Source organism: Mesorhizobium sp. (assembly GCF_965229135.1).
Classification (GTDB): Bacteria; Pseudomonadota; Alphaproteobacteria; order Rhizobiales; family Rhizobiaceae; genus Mesorhizobium.
The window spans coordinates 4,277,884-4,295,169 of record NZ_OZ245860.1 but is presented as its reverse complement, the minus strand read 5'-3'; the positions used below and the strand labels follow the sequence as shown (position 1 = coordinate 4,295,169).

At 62.7% G+C, this 17,286-nt stretch carries 14 protein-coding genes; 3 read left to right on the top strand and 11 right to left on the bottom strand.

Annotated features, from left to right (window positions below; genetic code table 11):
* Nucleotides 1-22: 22 nt before the first annotated feature.
* Nucleotides 23-280, top strand: coding sequence for a hypothetical protein (locus tag ACO07C_RS20490; protein ID WP_421915973.1), 258 nt, complete (start codon nucleotides 23-25; stop codon nucleotides 278-280).
* A gap of 150 nt (nucleotides 281-430) precedes the next feature.
* Here ACO07C_RS20490 and ACO07C_RS20485 read toward each other — a convergent pair whose 3' ends face one another.
* The 4 genes from ACO07C_RS20485 to xylF form a co-directional block, all read right to left on the bottom strand.
* The gene (locus ACO07C_RS20485) at nucleotides 431-2,053 is read right to left on the bottom strand and encodes a CHASE domain-containing protein (RefSeq protein ID WP_421915972.1); all 1,623 of its coding nucleotides are present in this window, start codon (nucleotides 2,051-2,053) and stop codon (nucleotides 431-433) included.
* A 155-nt stretch (nucleotides 2,054-2,208) separates the two neighbouring features.
* On the bottom strand, nucleotides 2,209-3,009 hold the full coding sequence (locus ACO07C_RS20480) for an ATP-binding cassette domain-containing protein (protein ID WP_421915971.1): 801 nt from the start codon (nucleotides 3,007-3,009) through the stop codon (nucleotides 2,209-2,211).
* Nucleotides 3,010-3,069: 60 nt separating this feature from the next.
* Nucleotides 3,070-4,422 carry a sugar ABC transporter permease gene (locus ACO07C_RS20475; RefSeq protein WP_421915970.1) on the bottom strand — a complete coding sequence of 451 codons (1,353 nt, stop codon included), beginning with the start codon at nucleotides 4,420-4,422 and terminating at the stop codon, nucleotides 3,070-3,072.
* Nucleotides 4,423-4,570: 148 nt separating this feature from the next.
* Nucleotides 4,571-5,611 carry a D-xylose ABC transporter substrate-binding protein gene (xylF, locus tag ACO07C_RS20470; RefSeq protein ID WP_421915969.1) on the bottom strand — a complete coding sequence of 347 codons (1,041 nt, stop codon included), beginning with the start codon at nucleotides 5,609-5,611 and terminating at the stop codon, nucleotides 4,571-4,573.
* Nucleotides 5,612-5,909: 298 nt separating this feature from the next.
* On the opposite strand from xylF, the gene ACO07C_RS20465 reads away from it, so the two are divergent.
* Nucleotides 5,910-7,154: an ROK family protein gene (locus tag ACO07C_RS20465; RefSeq protein ID WP_421915968.1), complete on the top strand. Its 1,245-nt coding sequence runs from the start codon at nucleotides 5,910-5,912 to the stop codon at nucleotides 7,152-7,154.
* A 12-nt stretch (nucleotides 7,155-7,166) separates the two neighbouring features.
* Here the strand turns inward: ACO07C_RS20465 and phoB are convergent, their stop codons facing one another.
* The 7 genes from phoB to ACO07C_RS20430 all read right to left on the bottom strand — a co-directional run bounded on the left by phoB (nucleotide 7,167) and on the right by ACO07C_RS20430 (nucleotide 16,722).
* Nucleotides 7,167-7,856: a phosphate regulon transcriptional regulator PhoB gene (gene phoB, locus ACO07C_RS20460; protein ID WP_140509737.1), complete on the bottom strand. Its 690-nt coding sequence runs from the start codon at nucleotides 7,854-7,856 to the stop codon at nucleotides 7,167-7,169.
* A gap of 16 nt (nucleotides 7,857-7,872) precedes the next feature.
* The gene (gene phoU, locus ACO07C_RS20455; protein WP_421915967.1) at nucleotides 7,873-8,580 is read right to left on the bottom strand and encodes a phosphate signaling complex protein PhoU; all 708 of its coding nucleotides are present in this window, start codon (nucleotides 8,578-8,580) and stop codon (nucleotides 7,873-7,875) included.
* A gap of 25 nt (nucleotides 8,581-8,605) precedes the next feature.
* Complete coding sequence (gene pstB, locus ACO07C_RS20450; protein WP_421915966.1) at nucleotides 8,606-9,409, bottom strand: phosphate ABC transporter ATP-binding protein PstB; 804 nt, start codon at nucleotides 9,407-9,409, stop codon at nucleotides 8,606-8,608.
* Entirely contained in the window at nucleotides 9,406-10,257 is an 852-nt protein-coding gene (gene pstA / locus ACO07C_RS20445; protein WP_421915965.1) for a phosphate ABC transporter permease PstA, read from the bottom strand. The genes pstB and pstA overlap by 4 nt, the downstream gene beginning before the upstream one ends.
* Before the next feature lie 3 nt (nucleotides 10,258-10,260).
* Nucleotides 10,261-11,244 carry a phosphate ABC transporter permease subunit PstC gene (gene pstC / locus ACO07C_RS20440; RefSeq protein WP_421915964.1) on the bottom strand — a complete coding sequence of 328 codons (984 nt, stop codon included), beginning with the start codon at nucleotides 11,242-11,244 and terminating at the stop codon, nucleotides 10,261-10,263.
* A gap of 63 nt (nucleotides 11,245-11,307) precedes the next feature.
* Nucleotides 11,308-12,363 (bottom strand): phosphate ABC transporter substrate-binding protein PstS, encoded by a 1,056-nt coding sequence (gene pstS, locus ACO07C_RS20435; RefSeq protein WP_421915962.1) that lies wholly within the window; start codon nucleotides 12,361-12,363, stop codon nucleotides 11,308-11,310.
* Between the two features lie 594 nt (nucleotides 12,364-12,957).
* Nucleotides 12,958-16,722 (bottom strand): response regulator, encoded by a 3,765-nt coding sequence (locus ACO07C_RS20430; RefSeq protein ID WP_421915961.1) that lies wholly within the window; start codon nucleotides 16,720-16,722, stop codon nucleotides 12,958-12,960.
* Nucleotides 16,723-16,921: 199 nt separating this feature from the next.
* Between ACO07C_RS20430 and ACO07C_RS20425 the strand changes: the two genes are divergently transcribed.
* Nucleotides 16,922-17,272: a hypothetical protein gene (locus ACO07C_RS20425; protein ID WP_421915960.1), complete on the top strand. Its 351-nt coding sequence runs from the start codon at nucleotides 16,922-16,924 to the stop codon at nucleotides 17,270-17,272.
* Nucleotides 17,273-17,286 lie beyond the last annotated feature (14 nt).

The window sequence follows — 17,286 nt, the reverse complement described above, 5'->3', positions numbered from 1 at the left end:
ACACAAAGTGAGGAGTGACTCTATGCGGAAGATGATTATTGCCGTGGCTGCGGTGGCTGCGCTGAGCGGCTGCACCACCACCGAGCAGGACGTGGTTGGCGGCGGCTTGATCGGCGCCGGCATCGGTGGCCTGGTCGGCGGCGGCAAGGGCGCGCTTATCGGTGCGGCTGTCGGTGCGGGTTCCGGCCTGCTGGTGCGCAATCTGCGCAATGGCCGTTGCGTGTATCGTGGTCATGATCGTTACGGTCACCCCATCAGGTACACGGCCCGCTGCAACTAGTTCAGCGATAATCGAGATTTGAATCCGGAAGCCGGTTCGTCGGCTTCCGGATTTCCGTTTGATGTGTGCACACCCCATTGTATGTCGCCCGGAAGCCCGCGGAGGTTTTGGGATAGTGGCTGCATGGACAAGGTCATGCCTGTCTGGCGGTTAAGCCGTCAGAGGAACCCTTATTTCCACGTTCAGACCATTGGCATGAAAATCGCGCCTGATCGTGCCGCGCAGCTCACGCGTCACGTTGAGGTCGATAAGCTTGGTGCCAAAACCGGTCTTGGTCGGTGGCTCCAGCTTTTTCTGCCCGGATTCTCGCCAATTCAGTGCCAGCATCCTGTCGCGACCGCGTCCTTCAAGCGACCAGTCGATCTTGAGCGCGCCTACTGAACTGCCGGCTTCGCCATATTTCAGCGCATTCGTCGCCAGTTCGTGAAAGGTCAGCCCGAGCGCCTGCGTCGTTGTCTCGTCGAGAAGCACCTCGGGTCCCGTCAGAAGCCCGTCGGGAAGCTCCTTGCCGAACACCTGGCCAAGCTCGATGCGCAGGAGATCGCCAAGATCGGCCTTCTGCCAGCGTGAACGCGTCAGCATGTCCTGCGAGGCGGCCATTGCCTGCAGCCGGGCTGAGAAGGACGACGAGAATTCGTTGACGTCGGTGGCGCGCGAGGCCGTCTGGCGCGCGATGGCCAGCACGCGCGTGATCGAGTTCTTGATGCGATGCTTCATCTCCTGCAGCATCAGGTCCTTTTCCAGAAGGCTCTTTTCGGTCGTTTCGTGCAGTAGCGACACCGCGTCATAGGCCCGCTCCTGATAGCGCGCCACCAAGGCAATGGCGCCCGCAAGCAACAGCCCCAGCAGGCCCAGCATCACGGGAATGGCGCGCGAGGAAGGCTGAGCGAAGGCGTTTGTTGGTCTGAACAGGATGGTCCATGGCCGGCCCGCGACCATGATCTTGCGGGTCACCAGCAGCCTGTCCGCCAACAACGAGACAGGCGGCGTTTCCGACCGGAACAGCAGGTTGTCGGCTTTCACCGCACCATCATAGATTTCGGCGTTCACCGGCAACAACGGTACCCGGCTGAGCGCGACCTGGAAAAGATCTTCGGCGCGAAAGGCAGCGTAGAGAAAACCCGCCGTCGAGGACCTGGACGCGTTGATGACGTCCGGAGCGGTTTCGACGTTGAGCCGTACGAAGACGAAAAAACCGGTGAAAGTCTGAGTGGCGCCCGTACCCTGGCCGAGTTGCGCGAGGCCGCTGGCGTGATGCTGATCATCGGCCATCGCCTTTTCGATCGCCTCACGCCGCACAGGTTCGGTGAACATGTCGTAGCCGATTGCCGACTGGTTGGCCGGATCCAGCGGCTCGAACAGGACAATGGGCGCGCGCCAAGGCAGCGCGGTATCCGGGTATACCATGTGCGCCACGCCCTGGTCATGCAGGATGTCGCGTTCAACGGCGACCTCATCGCCGCTCTTCACCAACCGCAGAAAGCCGATACCGCGCAGGCCGGCGAAATTGTTTTCGACATCGAGCGCCTTGAAGAAAGCTGCGAATTCGTTCTGCGAAATATCGCCATTGCGAGCGTCGAACAGCGCCTGGGTGGACCTCAGCAGGGCGAGATGCAGGTCGATGCGGCTTTCGATCCGGTTGAGCGCATCATCGGCCGCCGCCTCGAACTTGATGCGCGCCGCTTCCTGAGTGGCGAAGTAGGCGAAACCCGCCATCGTCAGGCTGATCAGTGCGACGGCGATGAAGGCAACGATCGGAAAGAATTTCTTCAATGGATGATGCGGCCCGTGAACGGTTGCCACCTTTATGGGCAAGTCGCCGCATCAAGACAATGCCGGGGCCAACCCATCGCCATCACTGGCATATCACATGATTGGCAAATGGCCGGCCGCCGACAGGTGACGACAGCCGAGCTTGCCGAGCCGGATCAGGCGGCGATTTTCAACGCGCCGGGCCCGGGAATGGCGCCGGGTGGACATTTGCCAAGGATGATCATGCCGAGCACCTCGTCCTGGGTCACATCGGTGGTGCGTGCGGTGCCCACCACCTGTCCGTTCTTCATGACGCAGACGCGGTCGGCAAGTTCGAACACGTCGTGGATGTCGTGACTGATCAGGAAGATGCCGATGCCGTCGGACTTGAGCTGCTTGACCAGTTCGCCGACCTGGGCCGTTTCCTGGGGCCCGAGCGCCGCGGTCGGCTCATCCATGATCAGGATGCGCGCGTTGAACAGGATGGCGCGCGCGATCGCCACAGACTGCCGCTGGCCGCCTGACAGCTTGATCACCGGCTCCTTGAAACGCTGGAAGCGCGGATTGAGCCGGCCCATCACCTTGCGTGCCTCCGCTTCCATGGCGACGTCGTCGAGCGTGCCATAGGCTGTCATGATTTCGCGGCCGAGGAAGAGATTGGCGGCGGCATCGACATTGTCGGCCAGCGCCAGTGTCTGGTAGATCGTCTCGATGCCATAGTTCTTGGCATCGCGCGGGTTGGAGATCGAAGCCTCCTGGCCATTGACGAAGATCTGGCCGGCATCGCGCTTGTAGGCCCCGGACAGGATCTTGATCAGCGTCGACTTGCCGGCGCCGTTATGGCCTAGCAGCGCCACGACCTCACCAGGGAAAAGATCGATCGACGCATCATCGACGGCGCGGATACCGCCGAACGCGATCGAGATGTTTCGCATGTCGACCAGCGCGGTGGCTGCAGGAGCAGTCTTCTCAATCATGGCGATGCCTCCCCTAATAGTTCCTGCTTGAGCTGATCTCGTCCGAAAACCGGATCATGCTCAGACGCGCTTGCGGTAAACGGTATCGAGCCAGACGGCGATCACCAGCACGGCCCCGACCACGATGCTCTGCAGCGGCGAGTCGACGCCAAGCAGCACCATGCCTGACTGCAGCGATTGCATCAGCAACGCACCGAGCATCGCGCCGATGATCGTTCCCGAGCCGCCGGCGAGCGACGTGCCGCCGATGACGGCGGCGGCGATGACCAGCAACTCGTCCAGCGTCCCAAGCACGTTGGTGGACGAATTCTGCCGCGCCGACGAGATCGCCGCGGCGATGGTGGCCAGCACGCCCATGATCATGAACACCTTCATGGTGATCCAGCGCGTGTTGATGCCGGCGAGATTGGCCGCTTCCGGATTGCCGCCGATGGCGAACACATAACGTCCGAAGCGCGTGCGGTTGGTGATGAAGGTCATGACAAGGCCGACCGCGATCGCCATCAGCACCGGAATGGCGATGCCGTGAGCGATGAACAGGCCCCCCTCGGGCACGGTGATGTTGTGGGCCGCCGCGTACCGGTTCACGATGCCGATCGGCCATGGATAGGAGTTGGCGAGCCAGACCGCACCCAGGATGAGCGCGCAGGTGACGGCTCCAAGCAGTGTCTCGGCCCAGATTGGACGCAACGGAAAACGGAAACGCTTGCGTTGCACCCGTCCATTGAACAGCGCGAACACCACGGCAATACAGGCGACGATGCCGACGACCCAGCTCCATGTCGCGCCGATCGATCCCGCCGGCCCGCCGCCCATCAATTGGAAGGTGGCATCCATCGGTGCCACGGTCTGGCCGCTTGTCACCCACCAGGCGGCGCCGCGCCAGATCAGCAGGCCACCCAGCGTCACGATGAAGGCCGGCACTTCGAGATAGGCGATGATGAAACCCTGGAAGGCGCCGATCAGCAGGCCGAGCGCCAGGCCAATCAGCAGCGCCAGGACCCATATCCACGGATTGCCGAGCTCAAGCCCGACGAACCGCACCAGGAAATGCACTTGCGCGAAACCCATCACCATGCCGATCACGCCTTCGACGGAGCCGACGGAGAGATCGATGTTGCGCATGACGATGACCAGCACCATGCCGCAGGCCATGATGGCGACCGCGGATGTCTGCACAGACAGGTTCCAGAGATTGCGCGGCGTCAGGAAGGTACGGCTGTCGAAATCGAGTGGATTGACTCCGAGGCGTACGCTGGAAATCACGTGCAGGCCGATCCAGATGACCAGCAGCGCGCCGACCATGCCCAGCATGCGGGTGTCGATCTCGGTCGCCTTCAGGAAACGGGCAACCGCGCCGAGCTCGGACGCCCGCGCGGTATCGGCCTGCGGGGTGGACGTTGTGTCGGTCATGATTTCCTCCCAACGGCTTGCCGTCTGACGCGGATGCCGAAACCAGCCTAGAAGCTACCCGCCCAAGGCGGAAACACAAATCTTTTTGAGAAAACGCCGCGGCTCTTTGGGGCCGCGGCGTCGTGATCGAGCAGGGTTGGACGGCTTCTTAGTTGCAGGCGGGGACGCTGCCCGCGGCCACGCCGGCGCAAACCTCGTCCTTCTTGATCCAGCCGGCGTCGATGACGACGTTGAGGTTGGCCTTGGTGATGGCGACCGGGGTCAGGAACAACGACTTGACGGTGTTGCCGCCTGGCGTGGTGAAGTCCTTCTCGCCGGCGATGTCGGTCATCTTCTTGCCGTCGGCCAGCTGCGAGGCGATCTCGGCGGCATTCTTGCCGAGCTCGCGGGCATCTTTCCACACCGACACGGTCTGCGTGCCCAGTGCGATGCGGTTCAGCGCGGCATGGTCGCCGTCCTGGCCCGACACCGGCACGGTGCCGGCCAAACCTTGCGCGGTCAGCGCCGCGACGACGCCGCCGGCCGTACCGTCATTGGCCGCCACCACCGCATCGACCTTGTTGTCGTTGGCGGTCAGGAACTGCTCCATGTTCTTCTGCGCGTTGGCCGGCAGCCAGCCATCGGTATAGGCCTCGCCGACGTTCTTGATCTTGCCGCTGTCGATCGCTGCCTTGAGCACTTCCATCGACCCCGAGAACAGGAAGTCGGCGTTCGGATCAGCACCCGAGCCCTTGATGAACACGTAGTTGCCCTCGGGCTTCACCTTGAACACTTCGCGAGCCTGCATGCGACCCACTTCCTTGTTGTCGAAGGTGAGGTAGAACACGTCCTTGTTCTCGATCAGGCGGTCATAGCCGACCACCGGAATGCCTTCGTCGAGTGCCTTCTGCACGGCCGGTCCGATGGCCGAGGCATCCTGCGCCAGGATGATCAGCGCGTTGGCGCCCTGCGAGATCAGGCTTTCGACGTCGGTCAGCTGCTTGCCCGGGTTGGACTGCGCGTCAGCGGAAATATACTTGTCGCCGGCGGCCTCGATCGCCTTCTTCATCGCGGCCTCATCGGTCTTCCAGCGCTCTTCCTGGAAGTTCGACCAGGAAACGCCGATGACCTTGCCCTTCGCCTGCGCGACCGACACGAGCGTCAGCGACATGGCGACACCCGCCAGGATGGCGGCTGTGAATCTTTTCATGTTATCCTCCCTGCGCCGCGTATGGCGCGACCAAACTGACCCGAAGGCCGGCACAGAGGCTCCATTTTTTCGAGCCTCGAAAAAACACTGATGCAACACCGGAACGCTGTCAACATCGATTCTGATGGATTTTGATGTCCACGTGAATTTTTTTCGAGCTCCGAATAAATAATGACAGGATCGCGGGCTTCTGCCAGAATTTGGTTTAAAACAACCTGCGGCGCGATGCGCCTCAGGCGTCGCTGATGGCCTTCGACATCACGAAAAGGCTGCTGCGGCAGGGAGGATGTGAAAGAGCATGTCGGTCGGAATCCGTCACGACGATCTACGCCGGCGCAACCGGGCGATGGTGATTGCGGCCGTACGCCGGACCGGACAGCCCTCGCGCACCGAGATCGCGGCGACCACCGGACTTAGCCATTCGACCATATCGACGATTTCATCCGATCTGATCGGCGAAGGCATACTGGCGGAAACCAAGCCGAGCGAGGCCGGATCGCTGAAGCGGGGCCGGCCTCAGGTCGGTCTTGGCCTCAATCCGGAAGCGGCGGCGGTCATGACCGTTGTGCTGTCGCTCAATTTTCTCTCGGTCGCCGTCATCGACTATGCCGGACAGGTGATAGCCGAGGAGCAACGCCGGCTGGACACGCTGACCATGCCGCGTGACGAGCTGATCGGCGAATGCGTTGCCATCGTCCGGCGCCGGCTCGAGGACCCCGACCTCGACGTCCGCAGCGTCGCCCGTATCGCGCTGGCGATCCAGGGCATCACCGATTCCCATGCCCGCGCCATGCTATGGTCGCCGATCACGCCAGAGACCAACATCGCCTTCGCCGACATACTGGAGCGCGAATTCGGCATTGCCGCCACCATGGAGAACGACTGCAACATGATGGCGATTGCGTTGCGCTGGCGCGATCCGGAGCGTTACCGTGACGATTTCATCGCCATCCTGCTGTCGCACGGCATCGGCATGGGCCTGGTGCTGAAGGGCGAGTTGTTTACCGGCACGCATTCTTCGGGCGGAGAGTTCGGCCACATGATCCACCGGCCTTACGGCGCGCTCTGTCGCTGCGGACGGCGCGGCTGTGTCGAGGCCTATGCCGGCAATTACGCCATCTGGCGCAATGCAAGACAGATGGGCGAGGACGCCGAGCCGATAGACGTCAGCGACGCGGACATGCGGACTCTGGCGGCCGTGGCGCGCGAAAAGGACGGCCCGGAGCGCGCGGCCTATCGCAAGGCCGGCGAAGCGCTCGGCTTTGGCCTCGGCAGCCTGTTCGCACTCATCGACCCGGCCCCGGTCGCCATGGTCGGCGTCAGCGCCGCCGCCTTCGACCTGATCGAGCCGGCATTGCGCGAGGCGATCGCACAGACCGCCGGCGGCCAGCACTCGAAATCGATCTCCTTCGATACCGAACCGAACGAACTGCCTTTGATCCGCGAAGGCTGCGCCATGCGCGCGCTGACCTTCGTCGACCAGGAGATTTTCGCGCCGGGCGCGCAGGCGAAGTCCGGCGCTATCGGCAAGAACGTCGCGTAGGTACGGTAGTCATCAGTCTTCCCGGATCGCGTAGCCGGCTCCGCGTATCGTGCGGATGACATCGGGCATGCGGCCATTGTTGACTGCCTTGCGCAGGCGCCCGACATGCACGTCCACCGTGCGCTCGTCGATATAGATCGTCTCGCCCCAGACATTGTCGAGCAGTTGGCTGCGCGAGAACACCCGGCCGGGGTGGCGCATCATGAATTCGAGCAGGCGGAATTCGGTCGGACCGAGCCTGATTTCGCTCTTCTTGCGATAGACCCGGTGCGATTCACGATCGAGAACGATGTCGCCGACCTTGAGCACGCTGGACAGGACTTCCGGCTTGGCACGGCGCAGCAGGGCCTTCACGCGGGCCATGAATTCGGGCGTCGAGAACGGCTTGACCAGATAATCGTCGGCGCCGGTGGAAAGGCCGCGCACGCGGTCGCTCTCTTCGCCCCGCGCGGTCAGCATGATGATCGGCAGCCGTTCGGTTTCCGAGCGCATCCGCAACCTGCGGCAGAGTTCGATGCCCGACACCGCCGGCACCATCCAGTCGAGTACGAGGAGGTCGGGTACGTTCTCCTGCAGGCGAATCTCGGCTTCGTCGCCGCGCGTCACCACCTCGACTTGGTAGCCTTCGGATTCGAGATTGTAACGGAGCAGCACCCCCAGCGGCTCCTCATCCTCCACCACCATGATGCGTGGCGCGATCATCGCTTGGTCACCCCTGTCATGCAGCCGGTGCGGACATCGCCGTCTCGTCCTGCTTCGGGCGATTGGCGGGCAGTTGCGTGCCGGTCAGGACATAATACGCATTCTCGGCGATGTTGGTCACGTGGTCGCCGATGCGTTCGAGATTCTTGGCGCAGAACAGAAGATGCGTGCACGCGGTGATGTTGCGCGGGTCTTCCATCATATAGGTCAGGAGTTCGCGGAACACCGAAGTGTATTTGACGTCGATGCGTTCGTCGTCGGCCCGCAGCTTTGCCAGCGCGGCGGCATCACGCGCCGCATACTCCTCGATGACGCCCTGCACCTGGATCAGCACCAGTTGCGCCATGCCGTCGATCGAATGCGACAGGTCGCGCGGGGTGACGCTGAGGCCGACGGTGCCGACGCGCTTGGCGATGTTCTTGGCAAGGTCGCCGATGCGTTCGAGATCGCCGGCCATGCGGATCGAGCCGACGACATGGCGCAGGTCGTCGGCCATCGGCTGGCGCTTGGCGATCAGGGTGATGGCGCGGTCGTCGAGCTCGCGCTGGCGCGCGTCCATGATGGCGTCATCGGACACGACGCGCTGGGCCAGTGCGTTGTCGGAATTCAGCAATGCCTTGGTCGCGCCGCCGACCATCGAACCGGCGAGATCGCCCATGTCGCTGATGAGCCTGCTGATCTGTCCGAGATCCTCGTCGAAAGCAGCGACTGTGTGTTCGCTCATGATTCTGTCCCTCGTATGCCTGAGCTCAGCCGAAGCGGCCGGTAATGTAGTCCTGCGTGCGCTTCTCGCGGGGCGACGTGAAGATCTTCTCGGTGCGGTCGAACTCGACCAGTTCGCCCAGATACATGAAGGCCGTCTGCTTCGATACGCGCGCCGCCTGCTGCATGTTGTGGGTGACGATGACGATCGTGTAGTCGGCTTGCAATTCGTCGATCAGCTCCTCGATCTTGGCCGTCGACAATGGGTCGAGCGCCGAAGCCGGCTCGTCGAGCAGGATGACTTCCGGCTTCACCGCCACGGTGCGGGCGATGCAGAGCCGCTGTTGCTGGCCGCCGGAGAGGCTGAGGCCGCTGGCGTTCAGCTTGTCCTTGACCTCGTTCCAAAGAGCGGCACGCTTCAACGCCTGTTCGACGCGGCCATCCATCTCGGCCTTGCTGATCTTCTCATAGAGCCTGACGCCGAAAGCGATGTTCTCATAGATCGACATCGGGAACGGCGTCGGCTTCTGGAACACCATGCCTATCTTGGTGCGCAGCAGATTGAGATCCTGCGAACGGTCAAGAATGTTCTGGCCGTCGAGCAGCACCTGGCCCTCGGCGGTCTGCTTGGGATAGAGCTCGTAGATGCGGTTGAAGACGCGCAGCAGCGTCGACTTCCCGCAGCCCGACGGTCCGATGAAGGCGGTGACGCTGCGCTCCGGCAACGACAGCGTGATGTCCTTCAGCGCCTTGCTCTGGCCGTAGTAGAAGTTGAGGTTCTTGACCTCGATCTTGGCCTTGGTCGCTGCCTCGGCGGCGATCGTCATGTCTGGCGACAACATCTGGCTCATTTGTCCTCTCTGCGTCCGGTCAGGCTGCGCGCGAAGATGCTGAGCGCGAGAACCGTCAATGTGATGATGAGTGCGCCGGTCCAGGCCAGTTGCTGCCATTCCTCATAGGGGCTGAGAGCGAACTGGAAGATGGTGACAGGCAGGCTGGCCATCGGCGCGTTGAGATTGCTCGACCAGAACTGGTTGTTGAGCGCTGTAAAGAGCAGTGGCGCCGTCTCGCCGGAGATGCGGGCGATCGACAGCAATATGCCGGTGACGATACCGGACAGCGCGGCGCGATAGGCGACCGACTTGATGACCACCCAGCGCGGCGCGCCGATCGCGGTGCCGGCTTCACGCAGGGCGTTCGGCACCAGGTTGAGCATGTCCTCGGTGGTGCGCACCACCACCGGGATCACCAGGATGGCGAGCGCGACGGCGCCGGCGATCGCCGAGAAATGTCCCATCGGCCGCACCATCAGTTCGTAGACGAACAGGCCGATGATGATCGACGGGGCCGACAAGAGGATGTCGTTTATGAAGCGCACCACGGTGGTGAGCTTCGAGAAGCGGCCGTACTCGGCCATGTAGGTACCGGCGAGCACGCCAATTGGCGTGCCGACGATGACGGCGATGATCGTCATCACCACGCTGCCGTAAATGGCGTTGAGCAGGCCGCCGGCGTCGCCGGGCGGTGGCGTCATCTGCGTGAACACGTCAAAGGACAGGCCGGCTGCGCCCTTGTAGACCAGTGCGCCGAGGATCAGCGCAAGCCAGGCCAGGCCGATACCGGCGGCGATGACACAGAGCGTCATCATCACGCCATTCCTGCGCTTGCGGCTCTGGTGAAGTGATGCGGCTGTCGACATCGGTCAGGCTCCCGTACGGGCGTCAATGCGCATCAGCATATAGCGGGCGATGGCGAGGATGAGGAAGGTGATGACGAACAGGATCAAGCCGAGCGCCACCAGCGAAGAAGTATAGAGATCGCCGACGGCTTCGGTGAATTCGTTGGCGATGGTCGCGGAAATCGTCGTTGCAGGCGCAAACAGCGAAGTCGAGATGCGATGCGCGTTGCCGATGACGAAGGTCACCGCCATGGTTTCGCCGAGTGCGCGGCCGAGGCCGAGCATGACGCCGCCCATGATGCCGATCCTGGTGTAGGGAATGACAACCCGGCGGGTGACTTCCCAGGTCGTGCAGCCAATGCCGTAGGCCGACTCTTTCAGCACCGGCGGCACTGTGTCGAACACGTCCTTGGTGATCGAGGTGATGAAGGGCAGCACCATGATGGCCAGGATCAACGACGAGGTCAGCAGGCCAATGCCGTAGGGAGGACCGGCAAACAGGCTGTTGAGGCCGGGAATGCCGTGGAACATGCCGATGATGAAGGGCTGCACCGTCGTCTGCAGGAAGGGAGCCAGCACGAAAAGGCCCCAGATGCCATAGATGATCGAGGGGATGCCGGCCAAAAGCTCCACTGCCATGCCGATCGGGCGGCGAAGCGGGCGCGGGCAAAGCTCGGTGAGAAAGATAGCGATGCCGATGCCGAGCGGCACGGCGATGAGGATGGCGATCGCCGAGGTGACGATGGTTCCGTAGATCGGCGCCAGCGCACCGAATTTCTCGGTGACGGGGTTCCAGCTTTCGGTGGTCAGGAACGAGAAGCCGAAGGTCGAGAGGGCCTGCCAGGAACCGGCAAACAGCGAGATCGCAACACCGCCGAGCAGGACCAGAACCAATATGGCGGCGGCCCGCGTCATGCCGTGAAAGATGGAATCGGTCAGCGCGAAACGTTTGACGGTCGCGTCACGCGAACCGCGAATGGCTGGCAAGGCTTCCTGGGCAGCGCTCATGTCAGGCTCGGCTCTTTGTCTGGAGGAAAGGGGCGCCGCGATGCGACGCCCCTTCAGGTATGATTATTCGCCAGCGTAGACCGGCTTGCCGTCGGCCTTGATGTCGGCCTTCCACGAAGCCTTGATCAGGTCGACGACGCTGTCGGGGATCGCGACGTAATCGAGCGCCTTTGCGGTTTCCTTGCCGTCCTTGTAGGCCCAGGCAAAGAACTTCAGCGCTTCGCCGGTGGCCGCGGCATCGCTAGGCGCCTTGTGGATCAGCACCCAGGTCGAGGCAGCGATCGGCCAGGTCGCGTCGCCCGGCTCGTTGGTGATGATGACGTTGAAGTTCTTCGCGCCCTTGAAGTCGGCATTCGAAGCAGCCGCGCCGAAGGACTCGAGCGACGGCTCGACGACCTTGCCAGCGGCGTTCAACATCTTGGAGTAGGACAGCTTGTTCTGCTTGGCGTAGGCGTATTCGACGTAGCCGATGCCGCCGTCGGTCTGCTTGACGGTGTTGGCAACGCCTTCGCTGCCCTTGGCGCCGACGCCGACCGGCCACTCGACAGCGGTGTCCGAACCAACCTTCGACTTCCAGTCAGGCGACAGCTTGACCAGGTAGTCGGTGAAGTTGAAGGTCGTGCCCGAGCCATCCGAACGATGGACGACGGCGATAGCGGTGGACGGCAGCGTGAGGGTCGGGTTCAAAGCCTTGATCGCGGCGTCGTCCCAGGTGGTAATGGCGCCGAGGTAGATCTGCGCGATTGTCTTGCCGTCAAGGATGAGTTCGCCTGGCTTGACGCCGGTGAGGTTGACGATCGGCACGATGCCGCCCATCACCATCGGGAATTGCACGAGGCCGTTCTTTTCGAGGTCGGCATCGGACATCGGCTTGTCGGTGGCGCCGAAGGTCACGGTCTTGGCGATGACCTGCTTGATACCGCCGCCGGAACCGATCGACTGGTAGTTGAGGCCGATGCCGGTGTCCTTCTTGTAGGTGTCGGCCCACTTGGCGAACACCGGATAGATGAAGGTCGAGCCGGCGCCGGAAAGATCCGCGGCCATTGCTGCTGAGAGGGTGAGGGTAGACGCCGCAGCCATTGCAATCGCAACAGCCGCCGAGCGGATGAAATGTCTCATGTGGCCTGCTCCTGTTCGGAAGATGGTCTCTCGGCGCCATTTCTTTCAGCGCCCGCTGAGGCCAATAGCCTTCGATTATAACAGTCGCATGACAGTTTCATGTCACCCCGGTAACGCCGCTCGACGGCACCGGAGGCGAATCTCATCGGCCCTTCCCGGCACAACCAAAGTTTGTCCCGGGAATCATGGGCTTGGGCATTTTTTCAGTCGTCATTTGCGGCCAATGGAAGAGCTCTCGGCCCAGCAAAGAAAATCCGGGCGGGAGCGCGTTGCATTCAGCCAGAGGATGTCTTGGCCGAGCCATCGCCGAAAACAGGTCCGTTGGGGTAGATTGACGCTGTTCCATGCCGGCGGTCGCTGCTCCCGCCCGTAACTGAGGAGCGGAACTCGAATACAGATATTGTCTCGGCTCGACCCTGACTTTGATATGGTGCGATCGCACCATAGCCTTTCGCACAAGAGCTGCGCCGAATCTCCATCGCAACCAATACTAGCATTCTCAGCGACAGTCTTCCGTTCTGTAACAACCGTACATTATGCCACCACGGCGTCCTGTCCCGGACTTGCGCTGACCCCGCGCGTCGCGGGCCTCCTTCAGCCGACGTCGAGCTGGCGTTCGTCGCCCGATCCAACCCAGCGCTCGAGCTTTTCCAGCAGCGCTCGGGGACTGATCGGCTTGGGCAGATAGTCGTCCATGCCCGCTTCCAGGCAGCGTTCGCGGTCGCCCTTCAAGGCATGCGCGGTGACGCCGACGATGGGGATGTGCGTGCCATTTTCCTCCTCGATCCGGCGAATGGCGGCGGTTGCCTCGAGGCCGTTCATCTCGGGCATCGACACATCCATCAGGATCATCCGGGGATTGAGCTTGCCATAGGCTTCAAGCGCCTTGCGACCATTGCCGACGATCTCGAAGCTGTAACCGGTCTCGCCGAGTATCTGGGTGAAGACCATCTGGTTCACTTCATTGTCCTCGGCAACGAGGATATCCAGACGCCGTTCGCCACCGGCCGTGGCGCGCAGGCGCGGGCGCACCGGCGGCGGCTGCAGCAGTGCGCGTCCGGACGGCGCGACAAGCGGCGGCTCCGTCGCGACGCTGCCGGCGCCTCCATTCGACACCGGTATGCTCACGCCCGCCGTCGTGTGCCGATGACGCTGGATGGTGGCGACCAGCGTTTCCAGAAGCACCGAGGAACGCGCCGGCTTGATCAGCTGGGCATCGATGCCAAGATCGCGATAGCTGGTGTTGGCCAGCGACTGGTCGACGGAGGTCAGCATGATGATCGGCGTGTCGGCAAGCCCGGCGGTGTTGCGCACGATCCGCGCCATCTCGGCGCCGCTCATGCCCGGCATCTGGTAGTCGAGCACGACACAGTCGACCGGAACGCCATAAGCGGCCGCGGCGATGAGCACCTTCAGCCCCTCCGCGCCGCTTTCAGCCGCACAGGAATCGAATGTCCACGACGCCATCTGCTCGATCAGGATCGCACGGTTGACCGCATTGTCATCGACGATCAGCACCCGTGCCCCGGTCACATCCACCGGCATGATCCGCTGCCCGGTCGATTGCACGGCCCTTGGCAGCGTGATGGTGAACCAGAAGGTGGAGCCCTTGCCCTCGGCGCTTTCGACTCCAATGTCACCGCCCATGAGGTCGACCAGCCGCGATGTGATGGCAAGGCCAAGCCCGGTGCCTTCATGCCGCCGGGTCGACGACGTGTCGACCTGGCTGAATTTCTCGAAGACCAGTTGCAGCTTCTCCTCGGGGATGCCGATGCCCGTGTCGGTGACGGCGACGGTCAGCTTGGTGCCGGTCGGAACCCGTTCGCCGGTCACGTCGACCAGGACATGGCCTTCGTCGGTGAACTTTACCGCATTGCCCAGCAGGTTGGTGACGATCTGCCGGATACGGCCGACATCGCCGATGAACTGGCTGCCGAGGCCGGGCTCGATGCGAACGATGAGCTCGAGGTCCTTCTCCTTGGCTCGCGTCGACACCAGGGTCGCCACATCCTCGATCGCCTCGGCGAGATTGAAGGGCGCCGGGTCCAGAACGAGCTGGCCGGCGTCGATCTTGGAGAAATCGAGGATATCGTTGATGATCGTAAGCAAGGCGTTGCCCGATTTCACGATGATGTCGGTGAACGTCTTCTGCTTGGGATCCAGATCGGATTTGGCGAGAAGCTCGGCCATGCCCAGCACGCCGTTCATGGGTGTGCGAATTTCATGGCTCATATTGGCCAGGAATTCCGACTTGGCGCGGTCGGCAAGCACGGCGCGCTGCCGCGCCTCGCGAAGTTCGGCCTCGCGCTGCTTCAGCTCGGTGATGTCCGTGGTGGAGCCGATCAGATAGAGCGAGCCGTCGGAGGCGATCATCGCGCCCTTGCGCGCGAACTGATGGCGCACGCTGCCGTCGGCAAGCGTCACCGTCTCCTCGACCTCCTGCGTTTCCCCGGTGCGCAGCACGGTCAGGTCGCCGCTGACGAAAGCTTCTCCATCGGCCCCGAAAATCTCGATGTCGGTCTTGCCGATCGCCTCTTCCTTGCTGAAGCCGGTGAGATCGCACCATCCCTTGTTGACATAGAACTGCTTGAGGTCCGACCGCTTGGCGTAGATCGACACGGGCACGTTGTCGATGAGACTGCGGAACACTTCGTTCTCGCGCATGCTCTCTTCCAGCGCGCGCTCGCGCGCCTTGACGTCGGTGATGTCGGTGCTGGAGCCGACGAGGTGCACCGAGCCATCCAGCGCCACCAGGCGGCTCTTGCGGGTCATCAATTGCCGAACGGTCCCGTCGCGATGGGTGACGGGCTCCTCGACTTCCCTGACCTGACCCGTAGCGGCCACTTCGGCATCGTCATTGCTGTAGCTTTCGGCGTCCTTCGCGCCGAACAGCTGCCGGTCCGTCCGGCCGATCACATCCTCCTTGGCGAAGCCGGTGATGGCGCACCAGGCCTTGTTGACGAACTCGATGCTCAGGTCCTGCGCCTTGATGAAGGCTGCCACCGGCAATTCATCCATGACGTGACGGAACAGGTCGATCTGGTGCATCGAGTCATGCAAGGCTTTCTCGCGCCGCTTGATCTCGGTGATATCGACGCGCACGCCGATGAACGTGCCGTCATCGGTGCGCATGTCGTAGACCTGGTGCCAGCTGCCATCAGGATTGACGCGCTCGAACGAGGCACTGGGCAAGCGGCACCGCTTGAGCACCCCGTCGGCCCAACGATCCGGATCCCGGTCGTAGAGCTTGTCCAGTTCCAGATCGCCGCTTTGCCGGAAATATCCGGCCGAATGCCCGCGTGCCAAAGCCTCCCGGAAGGTGCGCCCGGGCCGCCATACCGGCTCCAGTTCCGGAATTGCTTCCTGCATCTTGTGATTGGCGAAGACGAAGTTGTCATCGCGGTCATAGATGATGACGCTGGCCGGCAGCGATTCCAGCACGGTGGCAAGATGGCGCCGCGCGTCTTCGGCCTCGGCCTCGCGTTCCTTCATGTCGGTGACATCGACATAGGAGATGAGCCGTTTGCCGTCGGCAATCGATGCAAGCGACGCCACGAGCGTGCGCCCGTCATTGTGAGGCAGTTGCCTGGAGCCGGCGACACCAGCCCTGACTTCGGCTTCGCGCTCGGCGATATGGCTCTGCCAGGCGGCATCGTCGGTGCCGTAGGAATCGATGCCGCGGCTGGCTTCCATCAGTTCGCGGAAGGTGGAGCCGATCCCGGCACGGCGCGGATCGATCTTCCACAAATCATGGAAGGCGCGGTTGATGATTTCCGCGCGAAGGCCGGCATCGAGGACGATGACGCCGATCGGCATGGAATCGACCATTGCGCGCAGATCACCGAGACTTCCCGAAGATGCTTCCACCGGCTCCCTTTGGGCGAGTTCGTCGAACGCGCTGGCAAGCGCGGTGACGTTGCGGCCAACGCCACGATAGCCGGCAAACTGCCCCTCGGCGTCGAAGCGCGGGAACCCTGTGATCGAAACCCAGCGGCAGTCGGCCCGGCCACCCTTCAGCTCGTAGACGAAATCGCGAAAGGGCCTGTGCGCCTGCAGGTCTTCCAGATGCGCCGCGGCGCTGCGGCTGCCGTGCGACACCTGTTTGAGGAAATCGAAGCGGAACCGCCCGAGCACACTGGTGGGGTCGATTCCGGTGGCTGCCCGGTAAGTGTCCGAAAGCCAGGAGAAACGCAGCTCGGCATCGGTCTCCCAGATCCAGTCGCAACCCGCCTCGACCAACGCGCGAAGCGCTTCCACTGAACCCATATGGTCAGGCGACGAAAGCATATTGTGGTGCATGGGCACTTTACCGGGCTCACGCGTCGCGCGCGCGCCAACTTTTCCGTCCGCTTCAGCCATGCCGTCCCACCCCGAAAACCAAGGCCGGCCCCTCCCCCGAGGTCCGTTGGCGGAATGTGCCTCAGAAGCATTAACGATCCGCTAACCTTAACGAAACGCCACCGGCCGGGCGCGGCCATTCGAATGCGGCTTGCCTGCGCCATTCCGCCCGTTGTCGACGCCATGCAAGCCGCGTTATAAGCTGGGCAGGGGTGTGCACATGTTTGAACGGATTTTGCCTTCTTTCCTGGGGCTGGCGTTGCTTTTGGCCAGCGGTTGCTCGCGCAGCTATGACGGCACGGTGATCATTCCAAAGCCGCTTGATGCGAGACGTTTCTTCGACAAGGAACCACCGCGCGCATCGCAGCCGCTCATCGAATCCAGCGTGTTTCCGGTGGCCCCGCAGGAGCCGGGAGGCTTCGAAACGCGCCGCCCCTCACGTCACAAGGCGGCAACAAGGCGCGTATCGAGGCTCTCTGGTCCTCCGCTCTCTTCAACCGAGCCGCAGAGGCCGCTTGTCTGCAAGAATGTCAGTGAGCCTGGCAAGCGCTACCGCATGGTCTGCGAATAGCGGTTTTCGGCGCC